Below are 23,988 nucleotides of genomic sequence, written 5' to 3'. Positions count from 1 at the left end.
CAGCCGCAACCCCGAAGTCGTGAGCAAAAATGGCGGAACCTCGCCGGTTCCCGCCCGTTCCGCCCTCGTTCGATAAACTTGAGGGGACAATCTCATGTCACGCAACGCAGCCGTCCTGACGATGGCCGGGGGAGCGCTCGTGGCGCTCGCCCTGTCGATCTGGGTCTATGTGACGCCGCTGACCGGGGCGACCGGCGCGCCTGCGCCACTTCTCACCGGGTTCGGATCCCTCGCGATCCTCGTCGCCACCTTCCTCCTCCTGCCGCGCACCCATGGCGGTTTCCGCGTGCTCCTCATCGTCCTCACCGCGCTCGCGCTGTTCCTGACGGCCTTCGCGGGCGCGATGATGCTGCATCCCGAAATCTCCGTCGCGATGGCCGTCGCCGCGGCCGGGATGATCTGGCTCCTCGCGGATCAACAGATGCACCGGCAGGGAGCCCGCTCATGAGATCCGTAGCTTGTACGCTCGCCGCCACGCTGCTGGCGGCCCCGCTCGCCGCCCAGGACGCGGACTGGACCACGTTCAACGGCGACCTCGCCGCCACCAAATATTCCCCCAGCGCGCAGATCACGCCCGCCAATGTCGGCGATCTCGAGAAGGTCTGGGAGTATCACACCGGCGATGTCTCCGACGGCTCGGGCGAGACGCCCGCCTCCGTCTGGTCGGCGACGCCGATCTTCGCGAACGACACGCTTTATATCGGCACGCCTTTCTACCGCATCATCGCGCTCGACCCTGCCACCGGCGAGGAGCGCTGGAGCTACGACACCCAGTCGACGCTGGAAGCCCTGACCCAGCCGGCGCTGAAGAACCGCGGCGTCACCTATTGGGAGGCGGCCGAACCCGTCGCCGGCGCGCCCTGCCAGAAGCGCATCTACATCGGCACGATGGATGCCGAGCTTCATGCGGTCGATGCCGATACCGGCGCGCTCTGCGAGGATTTCGGCGAGGGCGGCATCGTCACCGTCAACCAGTGGAACACCGAGAACCCCGAGTGGCCGCTGTCTCTCCTCCAGCCGCCGACCGCCTATGGCGACCAGCTCTTCGTCGGCTGGGCTGGAAAGGACTGGGAGTATTCCGTCGCCTCCCCCGGCACCGTCTTCTCGCTCGACGCCCGGACGGGCGCGCTCAACTGGCAGGTGGATTTCATCCCCCGCGAGATGCGCGAGCGGACGGGTACGGCCAATGTATGGGCCTCGATGAGCGTCGATGAGGAGCGGGGCATCCTCTACCTGCCGGTTTCCTCCCCCAGCCCCAATTACTACGGCGGCGACCGGACCGACCCGATCGACCTCGCCACCTCGGTGACGGCGGTGGATACGGAAACGGGAGAGATCCTCTGGTCGCGCCAGCTCGTCCATCATGACGTCTGGGATTACGACACCAATGCCGCGCCGACGCTCGTTGACCTCCAAGTGAACGGCGAGACGGTGCCGGCGCTGGTGCAGACCACCAAGCAGTCGATGCTCTACGTCCTCAACCGCGAAACCGGCGAGCCGGTCTTCGGGATGGAGGAGCAGGAGGTGCCGCAGGAGGGCGCCGTGCCGGGCGAGGAACTCTCGCCGACGCAGCCCTATGTCACCGCTCCGCCGCCCAGCCACGATTACGAGAACTATCCCGAAATGTCGCAGCTCGCGAACCTCGTCTCCTTCGGCGAATGCGCCGAGATGATCGAGGGGATGCGGTACGAGGGGCTCTTCACCCCGCCCTCGCTCGAAGGCAGCATCGTCTACCCCGGCACGGCCGGCGGGATGCAATGGGGCGGCGGCGCGCTCGACCCAGAAACGAACCGCTTCTACGTGAACGTCTCCAAGGTCGTGCAGACGCTCAAGCTGATCCCGCGCGAGGAGTACGACGACATGGAGGGTGGCTCGGGCAACGAGCAGGGGCTCTATCCGCAGATCGGCGCGCCCTACGGCTTCCAGCTCGAGAACTGGATGACCTCCTCGGGCCTGCCCTGCTGGGTGCCGCCCTATGGCACGCTTCTCGCCTATGACCTCAACACCGGCGAGCTTCTCTGGCAGGTGCCCTTCGGGCGCTCGACCAAATGGGGCTTCTTCGGCCCGGCGCGCTGGGGCTCGCCGAACATCGGCGCCCCGGTGGTGACCGCCGGCGGCGTGATCTTCATCGGCGCCGCGATGGACGCGCAGGTGCGCGCCATCGACCCGGCGGACGGCTCTGTCCTCTGGTCGGATTTCGTTGAGGCGCCGGCCGTATCGAACCCCGCCGTCTATGAATATCAGGGCCGGGAGTACGTGGCCTTCACGGCGGGCGGCAACTCGATCCTCTCGCCAGAGGTCGGCGACCAGCTCGTCGTCTACGCGCTGCCGGAGGAGTGAGGGACGCCCGAGGGTCGGGCACGCCCCGGCCCGGCTGGACATCTGCCGCGGGGCGGGCCTAGGGTCCGCCCCGAGAGATTGTCAGACAATGACCAGGATGGGAGAGGGCACATGAGCGCATATTCCGGCGTCCTGCCACAGATCGGCTACGGCACGTTCCAGCAGCGCGGCGATGCCGCCCGCGCGCTGACGCTCGCCGCCCTCGAGGCCGGCTACCGCCATATCGACACAGCCGAGGGCTACGAGAACGAGAGCGAGGTCGGCCGCGGCATCGCCGAGAGCGGCCTCGCCCGGGGCGAGCTCTTCGTCACCACCAAGGTGAAGCCCGAGCATCTAGGCCCCGGCCAGGTGCGCCCGGCGCTCACCGCCTCGCTCGAGCGGCTGGGGATGGACCATGTGGACCTCTGCCTCGTTCACTGGCCGTCCATTGGCGATGAATACGAGATGTCGGACTACCTCGCCCAGATGGCGGCGGTGAAGGCGGCGGGGCTGGCGCGCCACATCGGCGTTTCCAACTTCACCAAGCGGCATATCGACAGGGCGGTGGCGCTTCTCGGCGCCGGCGAGATCGCCACCAATCAGGTGGAGATCCATCCCTTCCTGCAGAACCGCCCGATCGTCGATCATTGCCAGGCCCTCGGCATCCCGCTCACCGCCTATTGCCCGCTCGCGCGCGGGCAGGTGATGGAAGAGCCGGTGCTCGCCGGCATCGCCGAGGCGCATGGCGCCACCGTGGCGCAGGTGACGCTCGCCTTCCTCATGGCGGAGGGGCATGTGGTCATCCCCACCTCCTCCAACCCCGGCCGCATTGCCAGCAATCTTGGCGCGGCGGACCTGACGCTGACGGCGGAGGAGCTGGCGGCGATCCGCGCCCTCGACGCCGGCCACCGGCTCGTGAATGGCGCCTGGGCGCCGGATTTCGACTGATCTCGACCCAAACGGGAGGACCCCGATGACCGATTATTCCTACCAGCTCTATTCCTCCCGCAACTTCGGGCCGCTGAGCGAGACGCTGAAGATGCTGGCCGGCTATGGCTACACGGGCGTCGAGGGCTACGGCGGCCTCTATGCCGATGCCGCCAAGACCGACACGCTGATGGACCTCCTCGGCGAGACGGGGCTCACCATGCCCACGGGCCATTTCGGCTTCGCGCAGGTCCGCGACGATTCGGACCGCGTGCTGGAGATCGTGAAGCGGACGGGGATGGAGGGCGTCTTCGTCCCCGCCATCCCGGCCGACGAGCGCGTCAAGGATGCCGCCGGCTGGGCCGCCTTCGGGCGCGAGCTGGCCGAGGCCGGCAAGCCCTACTGGGATGCGGGCCTGACCTTCGGCTGGCACAACCACGCGTTCGAATTCGCCGATATCGGCGGGGCGGACAAGCCGCTCGACCTGATCCTCGCCGCCGACGACCGTCTGGCGCTGGAGCTGGACGTGGCCTGGGTGGCCGTCGGCGAGGAGGACCCGTTGACCTGGATCGCGAAGTATGGCGACCGGATCGTCGCGGCCCATGTGAAGGACATCGCCCCGGCGGGCTCTGCGCCCGACGAGGACGGCTGGGCCGACGTCGGCCATGGCGTGCTGCAATGGCCGGCGCTGATGGGCGCGCTCAAGGATCAGACCAAGGCCCGCTGGTTCGTCATGGAGCATGACAACCCGTCCGACGACGACCGCTTCGCCCGGCTATCCATCGCGGCGGGCCAGAGCCTCTGAGCCCGGGGCCGGGCGGCCCGACGCAAGCGCCCCGCCCTGTTTCATCTGGCCAAAAATACCTCGGAGGTGTGGAGGCAGCGCCTTCACCGCAAAGGGGGTCCGGGGGCCCAAAGGCCCCCGGAAAGGCGGGGGACCGGGGGTGCAACCCCCGTACCTCCCCCCCGAGACCTCCCATTGAGCCGGGCGCGCGAGGGGGCTAAGAGGGATTGTCAGACAATCCGGGCGCCCCATGTCCTCAACCCTGCTCCTTCATCCCGATGACGACGTTGCCATCGCCCTCGCCGATCTGCCGGCCGGGGCGGAGGTGGAGGGCATCCGGCTCTCCCAATCGGTCGCGCGCGGCCACAAGATCGCGCTCCGGCCCCGGGCGGCGGGGGAGCTGGTGCGTCGCTACGGTCAGGTGATCGGCCGGGCGACGGAGGAGATCGCGCCGGGCGCGCATGTGCACAGCCACAACCTCGGCATGTCGGCCCATGGCGAGGGCACGGCCCCCGGCGCCGCCGCCCGCGCCCTGCCGCCGCCCGATGCCCCCCGGACCTTCGAGGGCTATCACCGCGCCGACGGCACGGTCGGCACGCGCAATTACATCGGCATCGTCACCACGGTGAACTGCTCCGGCTCCGTCGCCAGGTTCATCGCCGAGGCGGTTGAGCGCCAGCCCTGGTTCGCCGAGCTGACGAATGTCGACGGCGTCGTGCCCATCACCCATGGCTCCGGCTGCGCGATGGACATGGAGGGCGAGGGCTACCAGACGCTCTTCCGCACCCTGCAGGGTTACATCCGCCATCCGAACTTCGGGGGCGTGCTGCTCGTCGGCCTTGGCTGTGAGGCGATGCAGGTGCCGGCGCTCGTCGGCAAGGGGCGGCTCCGGGCGGACATGAACTTCCGCTACATGACCATCCAGAACACCGGCGGCACCCGCGCCACCATCGAGGCCGGGGTGAAGGAGGTGCGCCAGATGGCCGAGGTGGCAAACCGCGCCACCCGCGCCCCGGCGCCGCTCAGCCATCTGATGCTCGGCATGCAATGTGGCGGCTCCGACGGCTATTCCGGCATCACCGCCAATCCGGCGCTCGGCGCCGCATCCGATCTCCTCGTCCGCCACGGCGCCACGACGCTCCTTTCCGAGACGCCGGAGATCTACGGGGCCGAGCACCTGCTCACCGCCCGCGCCGCCTCCCCCGAGGTGGCGGAGAAGCTGATGGCGCGCATCCACTGGTGGGAGCGCTATGCGGCGCTCCACGGCGGGCAGATGGACAACAACCCCTCCCCCGGCAACAAGCGGGGCGGGCTGACGACGATCCTCGAGAAGAGCCTCGGCGCGGTGGCCAAGAGCGGCACGGCGCCGCTCGCCGATGTCTGCCTCTTCGCCGAGCGGCCCGCCGTCCCCGGCTTCGTCTTCATGGATTCGCCCGGCTACGATCCGGTTTCCGTCACCGGGCAGATCGCCGCCGGCTCCACCCTCATCGCCTTCACCACCGGGCGGGGCTCCGTTTCCGGCTTCATGCCGACGCCGGGGCTGAAGCTCGCCACGAACAGCGAGATGTATGCCCGGATGGAGGGCGACATGGATGTGAATTGCGGCGACGTGCTGGAGGGGGTCTCCATCGAGGAGAAGGGCGTCGAGATCTTCGAGGCGCTGATCGCCGCCGCCTCCGGCCGGCCGACCAAGAGCGAGGCGCTGGGCTTCGGCGGGGCGGAATTCGTCCCCTGGCAGATTGGAGCCGTGATGTGAGCGAAGAGATGGTGCGGGCGCTGGTGCTCGAAGAGAAGGGGCGCCTGGCGCTCCGCGACATCGCGCTGAAGACGGAGCCCGGCCCGGGCGAGGTGGCGATCGACATCGACACCGTCGGAATCTGCGGCAGCGACGTGCATTACTACACCCATGGCCGCATCGGCCCCTTCGTGGTCGAGGCGCCGATGGTGCTGGGGCATGAGGCGGCGGGCACCGTGGCGGCCCTCGGGAAGGGCGTCACGAGCCTGAAGGTCGGCGACCGGGTCTGCATGGAGCCGGGGATCCCCGATCCGACAAGCCGCGCCAGCCGGCTCGGGCTCTACAATGTCGACCCCGCCGTGCGCTTCTGGGCGACGCCGCCCGTCCACGGTGTGCTGACCCCGCGCGTCACCCATCCGGTGAGCTTCTGCTACAGGCTGCCGGACCATGTGTCCTTCGCCGAGGGCGCCATGGTCGAGCCCTTCGCCATCGGTATGCAGGCGGCGGCGCAGGCGGGCATTCGCCCGGGTGACACCGCCGCCGTCATCGGCGCCGGGCCCATCGGCATCATGGTGGCGCTGGCCGCGCTGGCCGGGGGCTGCGCCCGCGTGCTCATCGCCGATCTCGCGCCGGACAAGCTCGCCATCGCCGCCGCCTATGACGGGATCGAGGCGGTGGACATAAGGGCGCGCCCCCTTGCCGAGGCCGTCTCCAGCGCGACCGACGGCTGGGGCGCCGACATCGTCTTCGAATGCTCCGGCGCTGCCCCGGCCTATGCCACGATGTTCGAGGCCCTCCGCCCCGGCGGCACGGCGGTGCTGGTCGGCCTGCCGGTGGCGCCGGTGCCCTTCGACACCAATGCCGCCATCGCGCGGGAGGCGACGATCCGCACCGTCTTCCGCTATGCCAATGTCTTCGGCCGCGCCGTCGACCTGATCGCCGCCGGCAAGGTCGACCTGAAGCTCCTCATCTCCGCCACCTTCCCCTTCGCCGAGAGCGTCACCGCCTTCGAGCGGGCGGCGGAGGGGCGGCCCACCGACGTGAAGCTGCAGATCCGGCTGTGAGACGAAAGACCGACGCATGAGCCCCGAGCACCGCGCCGTCGCGCGCTTCTACATCACGCTCTACATGGTGCCCGCCGTGACGGTCACCTACCTACCGATCTGGCTGGAGAACCGGGGGCTCACCGGCGGCGAGATCGGCAGCTTCACTTCGCTGCCGCTGCTCGCCATGCTGCTCTTCTCGGTCTTCTTCGGCCGGCTCGCCGACCGCGCGAAGGACTGGAAGCAGGCGATCACCCTCGGCCACGGCCTCGCCTTCCTGGCCACCATGCCGCTCTTCTTCGCCGCCGGCTGGGGCTACTGGCCGCTCCTGGCGCTCTGGATGCTCTCGGGCGTGCCGGCGGGGCTGGTCGGCCCGGTGGGGGACGCCGCCTCGATGCGGCTCTCCCGCCGCAAGGGCTTTTCCTTCGGGCAGGTGAGGGGGCTCGGCACCGTGGGCTTCCTTGCCATCTGCCTCGTCACCGGCTGGGCGGCGGCGCGCTGGGGGGACGATGCGTTCCTGTGGCTCCTTGTCGTCGCGGCGGGCCTGCGCTTCTGGCATTCCGCCCGCCTGCCGCCGATGCGCGAGGCGGGGGCGGCGCGCCCCTCCGGCAAGGGGCGGGTGCTCTCGGCGGAGCTCCTCGGGCAGCTCTCGCTCTGGGTGCTTCTGCCGCTGATCGGCGGCGCGGTGATCTTCGCGACGCACATGGTCATGAACGCCTTCTCGGCGCTGGTCTGGAAGGGGCAGGGCATATCGGAGGGCACCATCGGCCTCCTCATCGCCATCGGTGCGGGGGCGGAGGCGCTGTCCATGCTGGCCTGGGGCAAGGTCGAGACGCGCTTCTCGGCCCGGACGCTGGTGCTGATGGCGGCGCTGGCGGCGTGCCTCCGCTGGGGCGTCATGGCCTTCGCGCCGCCGGTCTGGGTGCTGGTGCCCTTGCAGCTCCTGCAGGGCGTGACCTTCACGGGCTCGCTGCTTGGGTGCCTCTATTTCATCGCCAACCGCACCGACGAGCGGGTGGCGGCGGAGGCGCAGAGCCTCTTCGGCGTCATGCAGCAGGGCGGCTCGGTGCTCATCATCGCCGCCTTCGGCCTGCTCTACGGCCAGATCGGCGCGCTCGCCTTCCTCGCCTCGGCCTTTGCCTGCGCCCTCGTCGTGCCGATGATCTGGGCGAGCCTGCGCCTGCAGGGCAGCGAGGACAGGGTGGAGGCCCCGGCGGAGTGATGCGGGAGCCTTCCCCGGGGCGCGCGGGGGCGGTGGGTTGAAAACCCACCCTACGCCCGAACGGCGGCCACAGGGGTAGGGTGGGTTTTCAACCCACCGACCTGCCGCCGCCGTCCGGCCCGTAGGGCGGGCTTCAGCCCGCCACCCCGGCCCCCTCACCCATAGCGCACGAACGCAAACCGCTGCCCGTCGGGGCTCCAGCAGGGCACGTTGATCGAGCCCTGGCCGCCGAAGAGCTCCATCAGCACCCGGATCTCGCCGGTCTCGGGGTTCAGCAGCCGCAGCTCCACGTCGCGGTCGCGCGGATGGCCCTCCACGCCGGCCTCATAGGCGAGGTAGAGCACCTCGGGCCCGCCCTTCGGCCGCGGATGCGGGAACCAGTTGACCCGCTCGTCGCGGGTCATCTGCTCGAGCCCCGTCCCGTCGGGCCGCACGCGCCAGAGATCCATCGAGCCGGCGCGGTTGGAGTTGAACCAGATCCAGCCGCCGTCCGGCGTGTAATCCGGCCCGTCGTAGTGATCGCCCGTGCCGCCGGTCACCCGCACCTCCTTGCCGCCCGTGGCGGGGCAGGTGCAGATCCAGAAGAGCTCGTCGCGGACGGCCGTATAGGCCAGCATCGCGCCATCGGGCGACCAGCCGTGCCACCAGGAGGGCATCGCCTCGGTCACCCGCACCGCCGCGCCGCCGGCAGCCGGCAGCGTGAAGATGCAGCTCTTGCCCGGCGCATGGGAGGAGACGACCAGCGTCGCCCCGTCCGGCGAGATGCCGTGGTCGTTGTTGAGCTTCGTGGCGATCCCGGTGTCCACCGGCGCCAGGGCCGGTGCCCTCAGCGGCACGCGGAAGAGCCCTCCGTCACCATTGACGACGAGATGCTGCCCCCCCGGCGCCCAGTTGGGCGCCTCGATCAGCATGTCGGTCTGAAGCAGCGTCTTCGCCGTCCCCCTGCCGATGTCGTAGATCTCGAGCCAGGATGTCATCTGCCGCTCCTTCAATCCGGCGGCACTCTGGCCCTGCGCCGGGGCGGCAGCAAGGTCATTGACGGGCGGCGCAATTAAATAAATGACTCTTTATATAAAGAATCACGGAATCACGCCCGATGCCCCTCGACGCCGCCTTCGCTGCCCTCTCCGACCCCACCCGCCGCGCCATCCTCGCCCGGCTGGCCACGGGGGAGGCGAGCGTGAAGGAGATCGCCGAGCCTTTCGCCATGAGCCAGCCGGCCGTCTCGCATCATCTGAAGGTGCTGGAGGGCGCGGGGCTCATCACCCGCCGGGTGGACGGCACCCGCCGACCCTGCCGGCTGGCGCCCGAGGCCGTCGGCGAGATGGATGCCTTCCTCGCCACGCTCCGCACGGCGCTGGAGGCGAATTACAGCCGCCTCGACCGCCTGCTCGAGGCGCTGCCGGAAGACCCCACACCCCCAGGAACAGGAGACAAGACATGAGCGGTCTGACCCTCGAGCGTGTCGGCGACAGCCAGGTCGTCATCACGCGGCATTTCAAGGCCCCGCCCGAGGCGCTCTTCCGCGCCCATACGGAGGCCGCCATCGTCCAGCAATGGATGCTCGGGCCGCCGGGCTGGACCATGCCGCAGTGCATCTGCGAGCCCGTGCCCGGCGGGCGCATCCGCTATGACTGGGCGCATCCCGAGCAGGGCAGCTTCTACCTCACGGGCGAATTCATCGCGCTGGAGCGGCCGCACCGGATCGTCCATGTCGAGCGGATGCACCTGCCGGATGTGACGCCCGACAACCGGATCGAGACGCGCTTCGAGCCCGACGGCGCGGGGACGAAGATGGTGATGCACATGCAGCTCCCCTCCGCCGAGGCGCGCGAGGCGATGCTGGCGACCGGCATGGATGAGGGGATGGAGGCGAGCTATCAGGCGCTGGAGGGCCTTCTGCAGAGGGCCTGACCCCGGCGCGGGCGGGGCGGGCGCGGTGCCGTCCCGCCCGCTTCCGCCTTGCCCGCCGGCGCCCGGCTTGGCATAAGCGGCCCATCCGCGAAGGAGAGCCCGATGCGCGCCCGAATCTACCAGCCCGCCCGCAACGCCATGCAATCCGGCACGGCCAAAACCCGGCAATGGGTGCTGGATTACGTGCCCGCCTCGGCCCGCTCGGTCGACCCGCTGATGGGCTGGACCTCCTCGTCGGACATGAACTCCCAGGTGCGGCTGCGCTTCGACAGCAAGGAAGAGGCGCTCGCCTATGCGGAGCGCCACGGCATCGACGCCGTCGTCCGCGAGCCGCAGCGCCGCGCTGCGAACATCCGCGCCGGCGGCTATGGCGAGAACTTCGCCACCAACCGCCGCGGGCCCTGGACGCACTGATCCGGCCCTGCTGAGCCTGTCCAGCTGACCGCGCTCGGCCGCGCCGCGCCCGCCGCGCGACCCCCCGCAGATCCGATTGCGCCCCCCGGTGTGGCGCCGATCCGCCACGCCCCGCGGGTCATCGCGCAGGAGCCGCTTGCGGCGGCGCCCCGCACCTGATGAACTCTCGCGCACGTTACCCCGCATCAGACGGGGCAGGAAGGAAGGAGCAGTCACATGCTACGCTGGATCGCCATCATTGTACTCATCCTCGTGATTCTCGTCGCGGCGGATTACTGGTTTGCCCTGTTCAACGGCAGCTTCTCGGGGATCTTCGGGCTCGAGCCCGAGGGGATCGTCGTGACCGACGACGCCGTCGTCGACCCGGCGGTCGACCCCGCCGTCGACCCCGAGGTCGGCACGGACCCGGCGCCCTCCGAATAGGGCCCGACTGCCGGTCACTGGAGACTGGCGCCACGGGCGGTGGCAAGCTATGCCGTCGCCCGTGCGGCCCCTTAGCTCAACTGGATAGAGCAGCCGACTTCTAATCGGCAGGTTGAGGGTTCGAGTCCTTCAGGGGCCGCCACTCTTCAGCGGGCGGGCCCCAAGTGGCTTGTTTCCCTGAGAGATTTTCTGGTGGGCTGGAGGCTCGTTCCAGAAGCTGGACCTTTTCCGGTCCCCATCTGATCTCGCTAGTGTCGGCGGGCCGCATGAAAATGCGCCGCCTCCTCCTCCGTTGGCGACCCTGGATCGCCATGGTCAGGTCGGTTGAGGGAGCCTCAGCCTCAGCTTGATTCAGCCCCGCGCCATCCTGCTCCTACAGCCTGTCCTCGCCGAAAAGGTCATCCACATGGACGGCCGAGTCGAGCAGGTCCGGCCGGCGGGCTGCAATGCACTCGAAGAGAATCTGGCCGAGCGCGACGCTGAGAATCCGGTCGTGGATCTCGGGGCTGCCGTCGAATCCCTCGGCGCCGGGCAGGGCGATGTGGAGGTCGGACATTCGGCTGAGGGGGGACGGCGCGGCGGAGGAGACGGCGACGATGTGCGCCCCGGCGTCCTTGGCGGTCTGGGCGGCCCAGACGACGCTCTTCGACCGGCCGGAATAGGAGACGATAATGGCGACGTCGCCGGCCCGCATCATGCCGGCGACCGAGACCTGGGTGTGATGCTCCTGGCTGAACTGCACGGGCAGGCCAAGCCGCATGAGCCTCAGGTAGAGCGCGGAGCAGACGGCCGCGGATTCCCCCGCCCCGAAGAACCCGATGCTGCGGGCGCCGATCATCCAGTCGACCAGCCGGTCGAGCAGGCCGGGCTGCGACAGGCTCTGGGCGAAGGGCTCCAGCCGGTCGCCGATATTGGTCAGGACGGACTTGGCCAGACCGATGGAGGAGGAGGCGTCGACATCGGCCGCGCGCAGCCCGCCGCCGCCGGCCTTGGCCTCTTCCAGAAGCGAGCGGCGCATTTCCTTGAGCCCGCCATAGCCCAGCTTGCGAGACAGCCGGTCGATGCTGGAGCGACTTGCCCCGGAGCGCTCCGACAGGTCGGAGGAGGTCATCGACCCCAGCGTGAACGGGTCGATGGCGAGAAGCTGGGTCAGGATGCGGCGCTCGGCGGGGAAAAGGTTCACGGCGTCCGCCCGCTCGGCCAGGCCCATGTCAGGATCGATGGCGGCGCCGTCCTCTGCCTTCTGCCTGTGGGACAAAATGACCCCTCCTGAGTAAAATTATCTGTTGCGAGACGTTTTGTATCGTGTAGTGTCCCACTACGTCCCGAGGGAGGCAATGCGCAAAACCGCGCCACGGCCCGCCCTGGGACACGGAGGAGGAGACCGACATGAAAATCAAGGCACTGACCAGTGCGCTCGCCATCATTGCCGTGGCCCCGTTCGCCGGCCCCGCCATGGCACAGGATGCCCCGCTGAACGTCGGCGTGTCCGTCGTCGACATGGGCAACCCGTTCTTCGGCGCCATCGCCAGCGGCATCGACAGCGCCGTCGCGGAGCTGGGCGGCGAAGGGTCGCGGGCGACGATCGTCTCGGGCGATTACGACCTGGCCAAGCAGTCGACGCAGTTCGACAACTTCATCCAGGCCGGCGTCGACATGATCATCGTCTCTGCCGTGGACAGCCAGGCCATCGGCGCCGCCGTCCGCCGCGCGCAGGAGGCCGGGATCCCGGTCGTCGCCGTCGACAACACCGCCGATGGCGCCGGGGCCACGATCACCACGGATAACGTCACCGCCGGCGAGCAGGCCTGCCAGTACATCGCCGACGAGCTGGGCGGCGAGGGCAATGTCATCATCGTCAACGGCCCGCAGGTCTCTGGCGTCATCGACAGGGTCGAGGGCTGCAAGGACGTCCTGTCGAACTATGAAGGCATCACCATCCTGTCCGACAACCAGAACGGCATCGGCACCCGCGATGGTGGGCTCGAGGTCACGACCGGCCTGCTGATCGCGCATGAGGATGTCGACGCGATCTTCACCATCAACGACCCCTCGGCCATCGGCGCCGATCTCGCCGCGCGCCAGCTCGGCCGCGAGGGGATCATCATCACCACGGTCGACGGCTCGCCCGACATCGTGGACGCGCTGGAAAGCGACACGATGATCGCGGCCTCCTCGGCCCAGCTCCCGCGCGATCTGGCCCGCGCCGCCGTCGAGGCGGGGCTGCAGCTCGTGAACGGCGAGACCATCGACGAGCCGATGACGCTCGTCTCGCCCGAGCTGATCACCCGCGACAACGTCGCGGACTACCAGGGTTGGGACGCGGAGCAGTAAGCCCCGCTCCCCCGCTCGGTGCGGCCCGGGATCCCTGACCCGGGCTGCGCCTCGCGTGCGGCTCCCGGGTGGTCCCCCCCCGGGGGTCGGCGGATGCCGCCCGCATCCGCCGCCGGCATCCGCCGACCGCATCCAATGCACCGCCATACTCCTGAAGGATTCCCATGCCGATCGTTCCGCTCCGCCAGCTGCTCACCCATGCCTCCGACAACGGCTACGCCGTCGGAGCCTTCGTCAGCATGAACCTCGAGGTGATTCAGGCCGCCATCGCGGCGGCGGAGGCGGAGGATTCCCCCGTTGTCATCCGGATCCACCCCGACAGCCGCCAGATCACCCGGTTCGACACGCTCACGACGATTGCCAAGCATCTTGCCGGCATGTCCCGCGTGCCGGTCGGCCTGTCGCTCGACCATGGCGAGACCATCGGCGACACGATGGACGCGATGCGCGCCGGCTGCACGAGCGTGATGCTCGATGCCGCCGAGGAGCCGCTGGACGACAACATCGCCGCCGTGCGCGAGGTGGTCCGCGTCGCCGAGCCGCTCGGCATCATGGTCGAGGCCGCCATCGGTCACATGGAGCACGGCGCCGTGCAAGGCGAGGACGACCTCGCGAATGTGGAGCAGGCCGTCCGGCTGGTGAAGGAGAGCGGCGCGACGATCCTTTCGCCCGCCATCGGCAACGTCCATGGCTCCGCCCATGGCGAGGAGAAGGCGACGCCCTCGCTGGCCATCGACCGCATCCGCGAGTTGCGCCAGGCGACGGGCGTGCCGATCTGCCTGCACGGCGGCTCGGGCACGCCGCCCGCGATGATGCAGGAGGCGGTTCAGGCCGGCGTCGCGCTGGTGATCCTGTTCTCGGACATGATCACCGCCTTCAACCGCGGCCTGAAGGCGGTCTACGACGCCAATTCCGACGGCATCGCCATCATCGACGCCCTGGTCCCCGCGCAGCACGCCGCCCAGAGGGTGATCGCCGAGAAGATGTCTGACCTCGGGTCCAAGGGGAAGGCGAGCGCTTTCCTTGACTGGCAGAAGACGCAAGGCTGAGCCCATGAGCTCCGCGGACCCCATCCTCATCGGCATCGACATCGGAACGACCAACGTCAAGGCGGTGGCGGTCGGGGCCGGTGGACGGGTGCTGGGCGTCCAGCGGAGGCGCATGGTGATCCATACGCCCGCGCCGGGGGCGACGGAGTTCGACCTCTCCGCCCTCGACGAGGCCCTGATCGGCCTGCTGTCCGACACGGCCGCCCAGTTGGAGGCGGAGGGCCACGACGCCGGGCGCGTCGCCGCGATCTCGGTCGCCGCCATCGGCGAGAGCTTCGTCGGTCTCGATGCCGACGACCGCCCGGTCCTGCCGTGCCCCACATGGTACGACCGCCGGACCTCGGCCTATCGCACAGGGACCGGGCTCAGTGCCGAGGCCTGGTTCGACACCACCGGCATGGTGGACGACGACATCTACACGATCTGGCGGATGATGTGGTGGCGGCAGGAGCGCCCCGAGGCGATGGCCCGCGCCAAACGCTGGTTCTCGGTATCGGATTACGCGCTCTACCGGCTCGGCGGGGCGCATGTCGCCCATCCCGGCCTCGCCGCCCGCACCGGGCTGGCGGATCGTCACAGCCTCAACTGGTCGGACGACCAACTCGCGCTTGCCGGGGTGAAGCGGGACGCGATGCCCCGCCTGCTGCTGCAAGGCACCATCGCTGGGCACCTGACCGAGCGTGTCGCGCGCGCGACGGGGCTGGGGGCGGGCGTGGCGCTGGTCAATGCCGGCCACGACCATCCCTGCGCCGGGCTCGGCTCCGGCATGATCGCGCCGGGCACCTTCGTGAACTCCGCCGGGACCGCGGAATCGCTGATTGCGCTCGTCGACCGGCCGCTCGGCCACGCCGAGACCGGCGGCGGCGAATACGACTGCTATCCCCATGCCGCGCCCGGGCGGTTCCTGCTGTCGGGCCATATCCCGACCTCCGGAGCCGCCATCGACTGGATGATGGCCCATGCCGGCGGCGCCGCGGATGCCGATGCCGCCGCGGTGGCCCCCGGAGCGTCCGGCGTCCGCGTCGCGCCCTATCTGCAGGGCTCCGGCTCGCCGTGGAACCGGCGTGACGCGCGGCTGCGGATGGACGGGATCGACGCCGGCACCGGCGGGGCCGAGCTGATCCGCGCCACCTACGAGGGCCTTGCCGCGTGGCTGTCGATCAGCCTCGCCCGGTTCGAGGCCCAGACCGGACAGGCCCCGGCCGAGCTGATGCTGACCGGCGGCGGCTCGCGTCACGCCGCCTACACCGCGATCAAGGCCGCGCTGCTGGACCGCACCCTTGTCGCGAGCGACGTGCCGGAGGCGGCCGGGATCGGCGCGGCCATGGTGGGAGGCCTGGCCGTGGGCGTCTGGGACAGCGCCGAAGAGGCCGCCCGCGCCGTCACCGCCGACATGGAGACCCGCCGGATCGCCCCGGACCCGGATCTGCGCGCGGCCTATGCCCCGCTGGCGGACAACCTGCGCGCCTTCGTGACGCCCTGAGAGGACGACCGGGCGGATCTGCCCGGTTACGGGTGGCCCCGGCCACAAAATGAGGAGGAGACACCATGCCGACCGATGCCGGCCCTTCGGCCCCGCCGCAGACAGCGGACGATCGCCCCTCGCCGGGACTGCGCCTGCGCACGAGTCTGGCCGCTGCCGGGATGCTGCCGGTGCTGGTGGCGCTCTGCATCGCCTTCTCCATCGCCAACGGCCGCTTCGCGTCGCTGCAGAATGCCATCGTCATCCTGCAACAGGCCTCGGTGAACCTCGTTCTGGCCTGCGGCATGACTTTCGTCATCCTGACGGCTGGCATCGACCTGTCGGTCGGCTCGATCCTTGCCGCGGCGGCGATGGCCGGGCTGATCGTCTCGCTCGACCCCAATCTCGCGATGCTGGCGATTCCCGCCGCGCTGGCCGTCGGCGCCGGTCTGGGGCTGCTGAACGGCGCGATGATCGCCGGGCTGCACCTGCCGCCCTTCATCGTGACGCTGGGCGGGCTGACCGCCATCCGGGGCATCGCCCGGCTGATGGGCGAGGACCGCAGCGTGTTCAACTCCGACCTGCCCTACGCGGTCGTGGGCAACGGGCATATCTTCGGCATCCCCTGGCTGGTGGTGATCGCGCTGGGCGTCGTGCTGGCGTCCTGGTTTATCCTGCGACGCACGGTGTTCGGCCTTTACGTCTACGCGATCGGCGGCAATCCCGAGGCGGCGCGGCTCGCCGGGATCAAGGTCGGGCTGATGCTGGTGATCGTCTACGGCATCTCGGGCCTACTCGCCGGTCTCGGCGGGGTCATGGCCTCTGCCCGGCTCTACGCCGCGAATGGCCAGCAACTCGGCCTGATGTACGAGCTCGATGCCGTCGCGGCCGTGATCCTCGGCGGGGCATCGCTGCTCGGCGGGGCCGGATCGGTCTGGGGCACCGTCGTGGGGGCGCTGATCATTGCCGTGCTGACGAACGGCTTGATCCTCGTGGGCGTGTCCGACGTCTGGCAGTTCATCACCAAGGGCCTGATCATCATCGGAGCGGTGACACTCGACCGCTTCCGCAGCAGCCGCTGAGGAGACGCGCCATGACCCGATCCCCCCTCGTCGAGATGCAGGATATCTCGCTGTCCTTCGGCGGCATCCATGCGGTCCGCGGCGTGTCGGTCGATCTCTACCCCGGCGAGGTTGTCGGGGTGCTCGGCCATAACGGCGCCGGCAAGTCCTGCCTGATGAAGATCCTCGCCGGCGCCCTGCACAAGGACGAAGGCACGATCCGGGTCGACGGGGAAGAGGCGAAGATCGCCAATCCCCGCGACGCGCGCAGCTACAACATCGAGACGATCTACCAGACGCTGGCGCTGGCCGACAATCTCAACGCCGCCGCCAACCTCTTCCTCGGGCGGGAGCTGCGCACCCCCTTCGGCACGCTGCGGCGGGCGGAGATGGAGGAAGAGACGCGCAAGATCATGAACCGCCTCAACCCCAACTTCCGCAAGTTCTCCGCGCCCGTCGCCCACCTGTCGGGTGGCCAGCGCCAGTCGGTCGCCATCGCCCGCGCGGTCTATTTCAACGCCCGCGTCCTCATCATGGACGAGCCGACAGCGGCCCTCGGCGTCGAGGAGACCCGCATGGTCGGCGAGCTGATCGAGGAGCTGAAGTCGCGCGGAATCGGCATCTTTCTCATCGACCACGACGTGCATCAGGTCATGCGCCTGTGCGACCGGGCGAGCGTGATGAAGAACGGCAAGCTGGTCGGCACCGTCCGCACCGCCGATGTGACGGAGGACGACCTGCTGGAGATGATCATCCTCGGGAAGTCTCCGGCGAAGGGGTCTGCCGGGGCTCGAGTTGGAGCCACGGTCGAGGGGATTGCCTAGGGTCCTGGGAAACCTGGTTGCCTCAATGAGCCCGCGCCCCGCCGATCTTGATCTGCCCGGGGATGCCGTCCCTCGATCTCGCTATCTGGCTCGGAGAACGGTGGCCATTGAACGGGCGCGGACCGGGCAACGTCTTGCCCGCCGCGCCCCCTGACACGCTCTCCAACAGGGCAGACAGACCGGTCTGTCACTCCTCCCGCGGCGCCCCGCCGGAGAAGACGTTCTCCTCCCGGTAGCTGACCGGCGCCTGCGACATCTCGAGATGCAGCGCCTTGCCCTCGTAGGGGTGCGCGCGGGCGAGGGCCTCGTCGACCTCGATGCCGAGCCCGGGCGCGTCGGGGACGCGCACATAGCCGTCTTCCACCGTGATCGCGCCCTTGATGAGGCCGGCGTGGAAGTCGGTCTCGATGGTCTCGGCCATCAGGAGGTTGGGGATCGCGGCGCAGAGCTGCAGGCTCGCCGCCCATTCCACCGGGCCGCAATAGAGATGCGGGGCGACCTCGGCGCCATAGGCCTCCGCCAGCACGGCGATCTTCCGCGCCTCCCAGAGCCCGCCGCAACGGCCGAGCGCCGGCTGCACGATGGAGACCCCGCCGTCGCGGAGCGCCGGCGCGAATTCCGCCCGCGTCGCCAGCCGCTCGCCGACGGCCACCGGCACCGGCGAGCGGGCCGAGACCCGGGCGAGGGCGGCGAGCTGATCGGGGGGCACCGGCTCCTCGAACCACAGGGGGTCATAAGGCGCGATGGCGGCGGCCATGCGCAGAGCGCCGCCGGTCGAGAACTGGCCATGCGTGCCGAAGAGCAGGTCGGCTCGGGTGCCCACCGCCTCGCGGATCGCCTTGCAGAAGGCGGCGGAGCGGGAGAGGTCTCTGAGCGCCGGCATATGCCCGCCGCGGATCGTGTAGGGCCCCGCCGGGTCGAACTTCACAGCCGTATAGCCGCGCTCGACCAGCGCCAGGGCGCTCTCGGCGGCCTGATCCGGGTTCACCCAGAAGCCGGGCAGCACGTGATGCGGTGCGCTCGGGTAGAGGTAGGAATAGGCGCGGATGCGCTCCTGCACCTTGCCGCCGATCAGCGCATGGACCGGCCGCCCGCGCGCCTTGCCGAGAATGTCCCAGCAGGCGATCTCCAGCCCCGAGAAGGCGCCGATCACCGTCGGGTCGGGGCGCTGCGTGAAGCCGGCGGAGTAGGCGCGGCGGAACATCAGCTCGATGTTCTCGGGGCTCTCGCCCTCCATGTGCCGCTCGAAGACGTCGCGGATCACCGCCGTCATCGCCGCCGGCCCGACGGCGGCGGCATAGACCTCGCCCCAGCCGGTGATGCCGTCATCGGTCGTGACCTTCACGAGGATCCAGTAGCGCCCGCCCCAGCCGGGGGCCGGGGGCGCGGTGACGATGACGTCGAGGTCGGCGAGCTTCATGAGGTCCTCCGGGCTTTCGCCCCGGAGCCTATCGGCCCCGCGCAGGCGTTTGCAATCGCCCGCCCTCCGTGGTTCTGTCCCTCCGCCCAGGCCAGAGGAGGAGACCCCATGCGCAGCACCGATCGTTTTCTGACCACCCATACCGGCTCGCTGCCGCGGCCCGACGAGCTTCTGGAGGTGATCTTCGCGGCGCAGGACGGCGAGGTGGACAAGGCTCTTCTCGAAGAGCGCATCCTCGCCGCCGTCAACGACTCTGTCGCCAAGCAGGTCGCCGCCGGGGTCGATTCCGTCAATGACGGCGAGATGTCGAAGCCGAGCTACGCGACCTATGTGAAGGACCGCCTCAACGGCTTCGGCGGCACGGGGCAGAGCTACCCCTTCGCCGATATCGAGGATTTCCCCAAGATCAAGGCGCGCATCGCCGACGATCCCGGCCGCAAGCACCGGCGGACGCCGGGCTGCAACGGGCCGATCTCGGTCAAGGATTTCGACGCCGCCGGTCGCGACATGGAGCGGCTGACCGCCGCCGCCAAGGCCGAGGGCGCTCATGGCATCTTCACCTCCGCCGCCTCGCCGGGGGTCATCTCGCTCTTCTTCAAGAACGAGTATTACAAGGACCATGAGGAATATGTCTTCGCCATCGCCGAGGGCATGCGGCACGAGTACGAGACCATCGCCGCCGCGGGCGCGCTGGTGCAGCTCGACTGCCCCGACCTCGCCATGGGCCGGCATGTGCATTACCGGAACGACAGCCTCGAAGACTTCCGCAAGGTCTCCGAGATCCATATCGCGGCGCTGAACCACGCGGTGCGCAATATCCCGGCCGAGCAGCTCAGGATGCACCTCTGCTGGGGCAACTACCCGGGGCCGCACCATTGCGACGTGCCGCTGCAGGACATCATCGACATCGTCTGGAAGGCCAAGCCCCATGCGGTGCTGATCGAGGCGGCCAACCCGCGGCACGCCCATGAATGGGCGCTCTTCGACGACGTGAAGCTGCCCGAGGGCAAGGTGATCGTGCCCGGCGTCATCGAGCCGCAATCGACCTATATCGAGCATCCCGAACTCGTGGCGCAGCGCATCGGCCATTACGCCGACAAGGTGGGCCGCGAGAATGTCATCGCCGGGGTCGACTGCGGCTTCTCCGTCCATGCCGGCATGGGCGATGTCGATCTGGCGCTGCCCTATGCCAAGCTGAAGGCCATGGCCGAGGGCGCCCGCATCGCCTCGGAGAAGTACTTCGGCAAGGCGGCAGCCTGATCCGGCCGGAAGGGGGCGGGCCTCCGCCCCCTTTCCGCCCGCCGATCCAAGATTGTCTGACAATGCTCTGGACCTCGCGCCCGGCAGCGGCTCTAACTGGCGCCGCAACCGAAGGAGGCCCCGATGAGCTATACCCCCGCCGAAGACCGCTACGAGCGGATGGTCTATCGCCGCTGCGGCAATTCGGGCCTCAAGCTGCCGGCGATCTCGCTCGGGCTCTGGCACAATTTCGGCCATGACTTCCCGCCCGAGACGGGGCGGGAGATCGTGCGGACGGCCTTCGACAACGGCATCACCCATTTCGACCTCGCCAACAATTACGGGCCGCCCCCCGGTTCGGCCGAGACGGCCTTCGGCGAGATCCTGAAAGCCGACCTCAAGGGCTACCGCGACGAGCTCGTCATCTCGTCGAAGGCCGGCTACCTGATGTGGGACGGCCCCTATGGCGAATGGGGCAGCCGCAAATACCTGATCTCGTCCTGCGACCAAAGCCTCAAGCGGCTGGGCGTCGATTACGTCGACATCTTCTATTCGCACCGCTTCGACCCCGAGACGCCGCTGGAAGAGACGATGGGCGCGCTCGACCATATCGTCCGCTCCGGCCGGGCGCTCTATGTCGGCATCTCGTCCTACAATTCCGAGCGCACGCGCGAGGCGGCGGCGATCCTGAAGGATCTCGGCACGCCCTGCCTGATCCACCAGCCCTCCTACAACATGCTCAACCGCTGGGTGGAGCGCGACGGGCTGAAGGACACGCTGACCGAGCTCGGCATCGGCTCCATCGCCTTCACGCCGCTGGCGCAGGGGATGCTGACGCGGAAGTACCTCGGCGGCGTGCCGGAGGGCAGCCGGGCGACGCAGGGCAAGAGCCTCGACCCCAACATGCTGAGCGAGCGGGCAATCGCGAACCTCAACAAGCTCAACGAGATCGCCGAGGCGCGCGGCCAGACGCTCGCGCAGATGGCGCTCGCCTGGGTGCTGCGCGAGGGCGGCATCACGACGGCGCTCATCGGGGCCAGCAAGCCCTCCCAGGTCGAGGATTGCGTCGGCGCCGTCGGCAATCTCGAGTTCACCGCCGAGGAGCTTCGCCAGATCGACGAATATGCCGACGAAGAGAAGATCAACCTCTGGGCGCGCTCGTCGGAAGACGTCTGACACGATGCCAGAGCCCTTCGCCATCCGCCCGCTCGGCCCCGACACCTGGGAGCCCTATGCCGAGCTCATCGCGGCGGATGGCGGCATCTGGGGGAGCTGCTGGTGCCTGGGCTTTCACCCCCAGCGCAACGAGGTTGGCGGGTTCGAGGCGCGGCGCGAGGCGAAGCGGGCGCTGGTGATGGCGGGCGAGGCGAAGGCGGCGCTGGTCTTCGACGGCGAGACCTGCCTCGGCTGGGCCCAATACGGGCGCCAGGCAGAGCTGCCGCACATCAAGAACCGGAGGGGCTATGACGCCGCCCCCACCCCGGCGGACTGGCGCTTCGCCTGCCACTACACCCGCAAGGGCGCCCGGCACCGCGGCGTCATGCGCGCCGCGATTACAGGGGCGCTCGACCTCATCGCGGCGGAGGGCGGCGGCCGGGTCGAGGCCTTTCCGGAGGAGGTGGCGGGGCGCAAGGTCTCCGGCTCGTTCCTGTGGAACGGCACGCTGGAGCTCTACGAGGCGCTCGGATTCCACCGCGAGCGCAAGATCGGCAAGCACAAATGGGTCGTCCACCGCGAGGTCGCCCCCGCCTGAAGCGCCCTTTCATCTGGCCGGAAATACCTCGGGGGTGTGGGGGCAGCGCCCCCACCTGTCCCGAGGGGCCGGCCCACGGGGGGCTTCCGCACGGGCCGCCCCGGCGTTACTCATTGTCTGACAATTCCGAGGAAAGACCCGCCGATGATCCGCAATCCCGTCCTGCCCGGCTTCAATGCCGACCCCTCGTTCCTGCGCGTCGGCGAGGATTACTACCTCGCCGTCTCCACCTTCGAATGGTATCCGGGCGTCCAGATCTACCATTCGCGGGATCTCACAAACTGGGAGCTCGTGGCGCGGCCGCTGAACCGCGCGGCGCTGCTCGACATGCGCGGCAACCCGGATTCCTGCGGCATCTGGGCGCCCTGTCTGAGTCATGCCGAGGGCAAATTCTGGCTCGTCTACACCGATGTGAAGCGGCTCGACGGCGCCTTCAAGGATGCCCACAACTACATCACCACCTGCGAGACCATCGATGGCGAGTGGACTGACCCGTGGTACGTCAATTCCTCCGGCTTCGACCCCTCGCTCTTCCATGACGACGACGGCCGGAAGTGGTTCGTCAACATGGTGTGGAACCACCGGGGCCCCGGCACCGGCGGCAACCCGGCCCATGCCAGCTTCGACGGGATCCTCCTGCAGGAATGGTCGCCGGAGCGCGGGCTCTTCGGGCCGGTGAAGAATATCTACAAGGGCACGGATCGGGGGCTGACGGAGGCGCCGCATCTCTTCAAGCGGAACGGCTATTACTACCTGACGACGGCCGAGGGCGGCACGGGCTATGACCATGCGGTGACGCTCAGCCGCTCCCGCGACATCTGGGGGCCCTATGAGGATCACCCGGCCAAGCATGTCATCTCCACCAAGGGCACGGATGGCCCGATCCAGCGGACGGGCCATGGCCAGTATGTCGAGACGCATTGGGGCGGGCACTACCATTCCTTCCTGATGGGCCGGCCGATTGCCGGGCCGGACGGTACGGGCCGCTATTGCCCGCTCGGCCGCGAGACCGGGCTGGAGGAGGTCGTCTGGCAGGATGACTGGCTCTGGCTGAAGGAGGGCGGGCTCGTCCCGCGCGTGGAGCTTCCCGGCCCGATGGACGTGGCGCCCGCCCCGCGCGAGGCGGTGCGGCATGTCTTCGGCCCGGGGCCGCTGCCGATGGACTTCCAGTGGCTGCGGTCGCCGGAGCCGGACCGGCTCTTCCGGCTCGACGCAGAGGGGCTGACGCTGACCGGCCGCGAGAGCATCGGCTCCTGGTTCGAGCAGGCGCTCGTCGCCCGGCGGCAGGAGGATTTCACCTATGCGGCGGAGACCTCGGTCGAGAACGCGCCGGAGAGCTACCAGCAGGCCGCCGGTCTGATCACCTATTACAACCGCCACAAGTTCCACGCGGCGCTGGTGAGCCACGAGCCGGGGATCGGCCGCGCACTGGTGCTCATGTCCTGCCCCGGCAACTGGCCGGATGCGCAGCTCGAATGGCCGGCCGATCCGGTGCCGGTCGGCGCCGGCCCGGTGGAGCTGAAGGTGACGGTCGATCACGCCCTCCAGCGCTTCTGGTGGCGGCAGGGAGACGGCGCGTGGCAGGCCTTCGGGCCGGAGCTCAACGCTGCCGTCATCTCCGACGAGGGCGGGCGGGGCGAGCACGGCTCCTTCACCGGCGCCTTCGTGGGCATGGTGGCGATGGACACCTCCGGCGGCGCGGCCGAGGCGGTGTTCTCGCGGTTCGACTACGTGCCGGGGGAAGCGGGCTGAGGGAGGTGGCGATGTTCGTGCGGCTCCCTTGAGCGGGGGGCCGCTTTCGCAAGGTGGATTTCCAACCCACCGTCCCGCTCTTCCCGAGGCGCAACGGAGCCGCGCAGGGCGAGCGCCGGCCCGGGGGATGGCGCTCCCGCCGGTGCCGCATTGCGCTTTATGGCGCAGCCGATCCCCCGCCCTGAGCTCATGCCCAGCCCCACCAGAGCGCCAGCCCGCGGGACGGGCCGGCGCTCGCCCTGCGCCTGCGGCGCGTACCGGGCGGGGCACCGCTCGAGCGGATCGCCAAAGGTGCGCTGAAAGCCTGCCCTGC

23 protein-coding genes and 1 tRNA gene are annotated in these 23,988 nt (G+C 69.4%); 21 read left to right on the top strand and 3 right to left on the bottom strand.

The features are described from left to right. The first annotated feature begins 94 nt into the window (after positions 1-94). From ACAZ03_RS14695 to ACAZ03_RS14665, 7 genes are all read left to right on the top strand, one after another. Positions 95-448 (top strand): hypothetical protein, encoded by a 354-nt coding sequence (locus ACAZ03_RS14695; RefSeq protein ID WP_373354754.1) that lies wholly within the window; start codon positions 95-97, stop codon positions 446-448. Continuing rightward, positions 445-2,340: a pyrroloquinoline quinone-dependent dehydrogenase gene (locus ACAZ03_RS14690; RefSeq protein WP_373354753.1), complete on the top strand. Its 1,896-nt coding sequence runs from the start codon at positions 445-447 to the stop codon at positions 2,338-2,340. The genes ACAZ03_RS14695 and ACAZ03_RS14690 overlap by 4 nt, the downstream gene beginning before the upstream one ends. A 111-nt stretch (positions 2,341-2,451) precedes the next feature. Further along, the gene (locus tag ACAZ03_RS14685) at positions 2,452-3,267 is read left to right on the top strand and encodes an aldo/keto reductase (RefSeq protein WP_373354751.1); all 816 of its coding nucleotides are present in this window, start codon (positions 2,452-2,454) and stop codon (positions 3,265-3,267) included. A gap of 25 nt (positions 3,268-3,292) precedes the next feature. Then, positions 3,293-4,051: a sugar phosphate isomerase/epimerase family protein gene (locus tag ACAZ03_RS14680; protein ID WP_373354749.1), complete on the top strand. Its 759-nt coding sequence runs from the start codon at positions 3,293-3,295 to the stop codon at positions 4,049-4,051. Positions 4,052-4,280: 229 nt separating this feature from the next. Continuing rightward, entirely contained in the window at positions 4,281-5,786 is a 1,506-nt protein-coding gene (locus tag ACAZ03_RS14675; protein WP_373354748.1) for a UxaA family hydrolase, read from the top strand. 11 nt (positions 5,787-5,797) lie between these two features. Next, the gene (locus tag ACAZ03_RS14670; protein ID WP_373357089.1) at positions 5,798-6,829 is read left to right on the top strand and encodes an NAD(P)-dependent alcohol dehydrogenase; all 1,032 of its coding nucleotides are present in this window, start codon (positions 5,798-5,800) and stop codon (positions 6,827-6,829) included. A 16-nt stretch (positions 6,830-6,845) separates the two neighbouring features. Then, entirely contained in the window at positions 6,846-8,030 is a 1,185-nt protein-coding gene (locus ACAZ03_RS14665; protein ID WP_373354747.1) for an MFS transporter, read from the top strand. Between the two features lie 155 nt (positions 8,031-8,185). Here the strand turns inward: ACAZ03_RS14665 and ACAZ03_RS14660 are convergent, their stop codons facing one another. Beyond that, positions 8,186-9,007 carry a TolB family protein gene (locus ACAZ03_RS14660; protein WP_373354745.1) on the bottom strand — a complete coding sequence of 274 codons (822 nt, stop codon included), beginning with the start codon at positions 9,005-9,007 and terminating at the stop codon, positions 8,186-8,188. 119 nt (positions 9,008-9,126) lie between these two features. Here ACAZ03_RS14660 and ACAZ03_RS14655 point away from each other — a divergent pair, with 119 nt between their 5' ends. The 5 genes from ACAZ03_RS14655 (at position 9,127) to ACAZ03_RS14635 (ending at position 10,923) form a co-directional block, all read left to right on the top strand. Next, positions 9,127-9,474 (top strand): ArsR/SmtB family transcription factor, encoded by a 348-nt coding sequence (locus tag ACAZ03_RS14655; protein WP_373354743.1) that lies wholly within the window; start codon positions 9,127-9,129, stop codon positions 9,472-9,474. Continuing rightward, positions 9,471-9,944, top strand: coding sequence for an SRPBCC domain-containing protein (locus tag ACAZ03_RS14650; RefSeq protein WP_373354741.1), 474 nt, complete (start codon positions 9,471-9,473; stop codon positions 9,942-9,944). Before ACAZ03_RS14655 ends, ACAZ03_RS14650 begins: the two co-directional genes overlap by 4 nt. A 102-nt stretch (positions 9,945-10,046) precedes the next feature. Beyond that, positions 10,047-10,358 carry an ETC complex I subunit gene (locus tag ACAZ03_RS14645; RefSeq protein ID WP_373354739.1) on the top strand — a complete coding sequence of 104 codons (312 nt, stop codon included), beginning with the start codon at positions 10,047-10,049 and terminating at the stop codon, positions 10,356-10,358. 216 nt (positions 10,359-10,574) lie between these two features. After that, on the top strand, positions 10,575-10,781 hold the full coding sequence (locus tag ACAZ03_RS14640; protein ID WP_373354737.1) for a hypothetical protein: 207 nt from the start codon (positions 10,575-10,577) through the stop codon (positions 10,779-10,781). Between the two features lie 65 nt (positions 10,782-10,846). Next, positions 10,847-10,923: transfer RNA gene (locus ACAZ03_RS14635), tRNA-Arg, on the top strand. A 231-nt stretch (positions 10,924-11,154) separates the two neighbouring features. Here the strand turns inward: ACAZ03_RS14635 and ACAZ03_RS14630 are convergent. Continuing rightward, the gene (locus tag ACAZ03_RS14630; protein WP_373354735.1) at positions 11,155-12,039 is read right to left on the bottom strand and encodes a MurR/RpiR family transcriptional regulator; all 885 of its coding nucleotides are present in this window, start codon (positions 12,037-12,039) and stop codon (positions 11,155-11,157) included. A 131-nt stretch (positions 12,040-12,170) separates the two neighbouring features. On the opposite strand from ACAZ03_RS14630, the gene ACAZ03_RS14625 reads away from it, so the two are divergent. From ACAZ03_RS14625 to ACAZ03_RS14605, 5 genes are all read left to right on the top strand, one after another. After that, positions 12,171-13,115 carry an ABC transporter substrate-binding protein gene (locus ACAZ03_RS14625; protein WP_373354733.1) on the top strand — a complete coding sequence of 315 codons (945 nt, stop codon included), beginning with the start codon at positions 12,171-12,173 and terminating at the stop codon, positions 13,113-13,115. Positions 13,116-13,279: 164 nt separating this feature from the next. Beyond that, positions 13,280-14,164: a class II fructose-bisphosphate aldolase gene (locus tag ACAZ03_RS14620; RefSeq protein WP_373354731.1), complete on the top strand. Its 885-nt coding sequence runs from the start codon at positions 13,280-13,282 to the stop codon at positions 14,162-14,164. A 4-nt stretch (positions 14,165-14,168) separates the two neighbouring features. Next, complete coding sequence (locus tag ACAZ03_RS14615) at positions 14,169-15,647, top strand: L-fuculokinase (RefSeq protein ID WP_373354729.1); 1,479 nt, start codon at positions 14,169-14,171, stop codon at positions 15,645-15,647. 65 nt (positions 15,648-15,712) lie between these two features. Next, positions 15,713-16,708, top strand: a complete 996-nt coding sequence (locus ACAZ03_RS14610; RefSeq protein ID WP_373354728.1) for an ABC transporter permease subunit — start codon at positions 15,713-15,715, stop codon at positions 16,706-16,708. Positions 16,709-16,719: 11 nt separating this feature from the next. Next, positions 16,720-17,511, top strand: a complete 792-nt coding sequence (locus ACAZ03_RS14605) for an ATP-binding cassette domain-containing protein (RefSeq protein WP_373354726.1) — start codon at positions 16,720-16,722, stop codon at positions 17,509-17,511. Between the two features lie 187 nt (positions 17,512-17,698). Here the strand turns inward: ACAZ03_RS14605 and ACAZ03_RS14600 are convergent, their stop codons facing one another. Further along, positions 17,699-18,931, bottom strand: coding sequence for a mandelate racemase/muconate lactonizing enzyme family protein (locus tag ACAZ03_RS14600; protein WP_373354724.1), 1,233 nt, complete (start codon positions 18,929-18,931; stop codon positions 17,699-17,701). Between the two features lie 108 nt (positions 18,932-19,039). Here ACAZ03_RS14600 and ACAZ03_RS14595 point away from each other — a divergent pair, with 108 nt between their 5' ends. The 4 genes from ACAZ03_RS14595 to ACAZ03_RS14580 all read left to right on the top strand — a co-directional run bounded on the left by ACAZ03_RS14595 (position 19,040) and on the right by ACAZ03_RS14580 (position 23,675). Then, the gene (locus tag ACAZ03_RS14595) at positions 19,040-20,191 is read left to right on the top strand and encodes a cobalamin-independent methionine synthase II family protein (protein ID WP_373354723.1); all 1,152 of its coding nucleotides are present in this window, start codon (positions 19,040-19,042) and stop codon (positions 20,189-20,191) included. A 123-nt stretch (positions 20,192-20,314) separates the two neighbouring features. Then, a complete protein-coding gene (gene mgrA, locus ACAZ03_RS14590; protein WP_373354721.1) occupies positions 20,315-21,346 on the top strand; it encodes an L-glyceraldehyde 3-phosphate reductase in 1,032 nt (343 codons plus the stop codon). A gap of 4 nt (positions 21,347-21,350) precedes the next feature. Further along, positions 21,351-21,923 (top strand): GNAT family N-acetyltransferase, encoded by a 573-nt coding sequence (locus ACAZ03_RS14585; protein WP_373354719.1) that lies wholly within the window; start codon positions 21,351-21,353, stop codon positions 21,921-21,923. 144 nt (positions 21,924-22,067) lie between these two features. Then, positions 22,068-23,675 carry a glycoside hydrolase family 43 protein gene (locus ACAZ03_RS14580; protein ID WP_373354717.1) on the top strand — a complete coding sequence of 536 codons (1,608 nt, stop codon included), beginning with the start codon at positions 22,068-22,070 and terminating at the stop codon, positions 23,673-23,675. Positions 23,676-23,988: the final 313 nt, after the last annotated feature.

The organism is Pseudoroseicyclus sp. CXY001 (genome assembly GCF_041714655.1).
Lineage (GTDB): Bacteria > Pseudomonadota > Alphaproteobacteria > Rhodobacterales > Rhodobacteraceae > Pseudoroseicyclus_A.
This window is presented reverse-complemented; position numbering and strand designations above follow the sequence as displayed.

Excerpts from the sequence above, each read along its gene's own strand:
- ACAZ03_RS14690 (WP_373354753.1), top strand. The coding sequence starts at position 445 with ATGAGATCCGTAGCTTGTACGCTCGCCGCCACGCTGCTGGCGGCCCCG.
- ACAZ03_RS14660 (WP_373354745.1), bottom strand. The coding sequence starts at position 9,007 with ATGACATCCTGGCTCGAGATCTACGACATCGGCAGGGGGACGGCGAAG.
- ACAZ03_RS14685 (WP_373354751.1), top strand. The coding sequence starts at position 2,452 with ATGAGCGCATATTCCGGCGTCCTGCCACAGATCGGCTACGGCACGTTC.
- ACAZ03_RS14680 (WP_373354749.1), top strand. The coding sequence starts at position 3,293 with ATGACCGATTATTCCTACCAGCTCTATTCCTCCCGCAACTTCGGGCCG.
- ACAZ03_RS14585 (WP_373354719.1), top strand. The coding sequence starts at position 21,351 with ATGCCAGAGCCCTTCGCCATCCGCCCGCTCGGCCCCGACACCTGGGAG.
- ACAZ03_RS14615 (WP_373354729.1), top strand. The coding sequence starts at position 14,169 with ATGAGCTCCGCGGACCCCATCCTCATCGGCATCGACATCGGAACGACC.
- ACAZ03_RS14640 (WP_373354737.1), top strand. The coding sequence starts at position 10,575 with ATGCTACGCTGGATCGCCATCATTGTACTCATCCTCGTGATTCTCGTC.
- ACAZ03_RS14675 (WP_373354748.1), top strand. The coding sequence starts at position 4,281 with ATGTCCTCAACCCTGCTCCTTCATCCCGATGACGACGTTGCCATCGCC.
- ACAZ03_RS14620 (WP_373354731.1), top strand. The coding sequence starts at position 13,280 with ATGCCGATCGTTCCGCTCCGCCAGCTGCTCACCCATGCCTCCGACAAC.
- ACAZ03_RS14625 (WP_373354733.1), top strand. The coding sequence starts at position 12,171 with ATGAAAATCAAGGCACTGACCAGTGCGCTCGCCATCATTGCCGTGGCC.
- mgrA (WP_373354721.1), top strand. The coding sequence starts at position 20,315 with ATGAGCTATACCCCCGCCGAAGACCGCTACGAGCGGATGGTCTATCGC.
- ACAZ03_RS14650 (WP_373354741.1), top strand. The coding sequence starts at position 9,471 with ATGAGCGGTCTGACCCTCGAGCGTGTCGGCGACAGCCAGGTCGTCATC.
- ACAZ03_RS14605 (WP_373354726.1), top strand. The coding sequence starts at position 16,720 with ATGACCCGATCCCCCCTCGTCGAGATGCAGGATATCTCGCTGTCCTTC.
- ACAZ03_RS14665 (WP_373354747.1), top strand. The coding sequence starts at position 6,846 with ATGAGCCCCGAGCACCGCGCCGTCGCGCGCTTCTACATCACGCTCTAC.
- ACAZ03_RS14580 (WP_373354717.1), top strand. The coding sequence starts at position 22,068 with ATGATCCGCAATCCCGTCCTGCCCGGCTTCAATGCCGACCCCTCGTTC.
- ACAZ03_RS14655 (WP_373354743.1), top strand. The coding sequence starts at position 9,127 with ATGCCCCTCGACGCCGCCTTCGCTGCCCTCTCCGACCCCACCCGCCGC.
- ACAZ03_RS14595 (WP_373354723.1), top strand. The coding sequence starts at position 19,040 with ATGCGCAGCACCGATCGTTTTCTGACCACCCATACCGGCTCGCTGCCG.
- ACAZ03_RS14610 (WP_373354728.1), top strand. The coding sequence starts at position 15,713 with ATGCCGACCGATGCCGGCCCTTCGGCCCCGCCGCAGACAGCGGACGAT.
- ACAZ03_RS14600 (WP_373354724.1), bottom strand. The coding sequence starts at position 18,931 with ATGAAGCTCGCCGACCTCGACGTCATCGTCACCGCGCCCCCGGCCCCC.
- ACAZ03_RS14695 (WP_373354754.1), top strand. The coding sequence starts at position 95 with ATGTCACGCAACGCAGCCGTCCTGACGATGGCCGGGGGAGCGCTCGTG.
- ACAZ03_RS14645 (WP_373354739.1), top strand. The coding sequence starts at position 10,047 with ATGCGCGCCCGAATCTACCAGCCCGCCCGCAACGCCATGCAATCCGGC.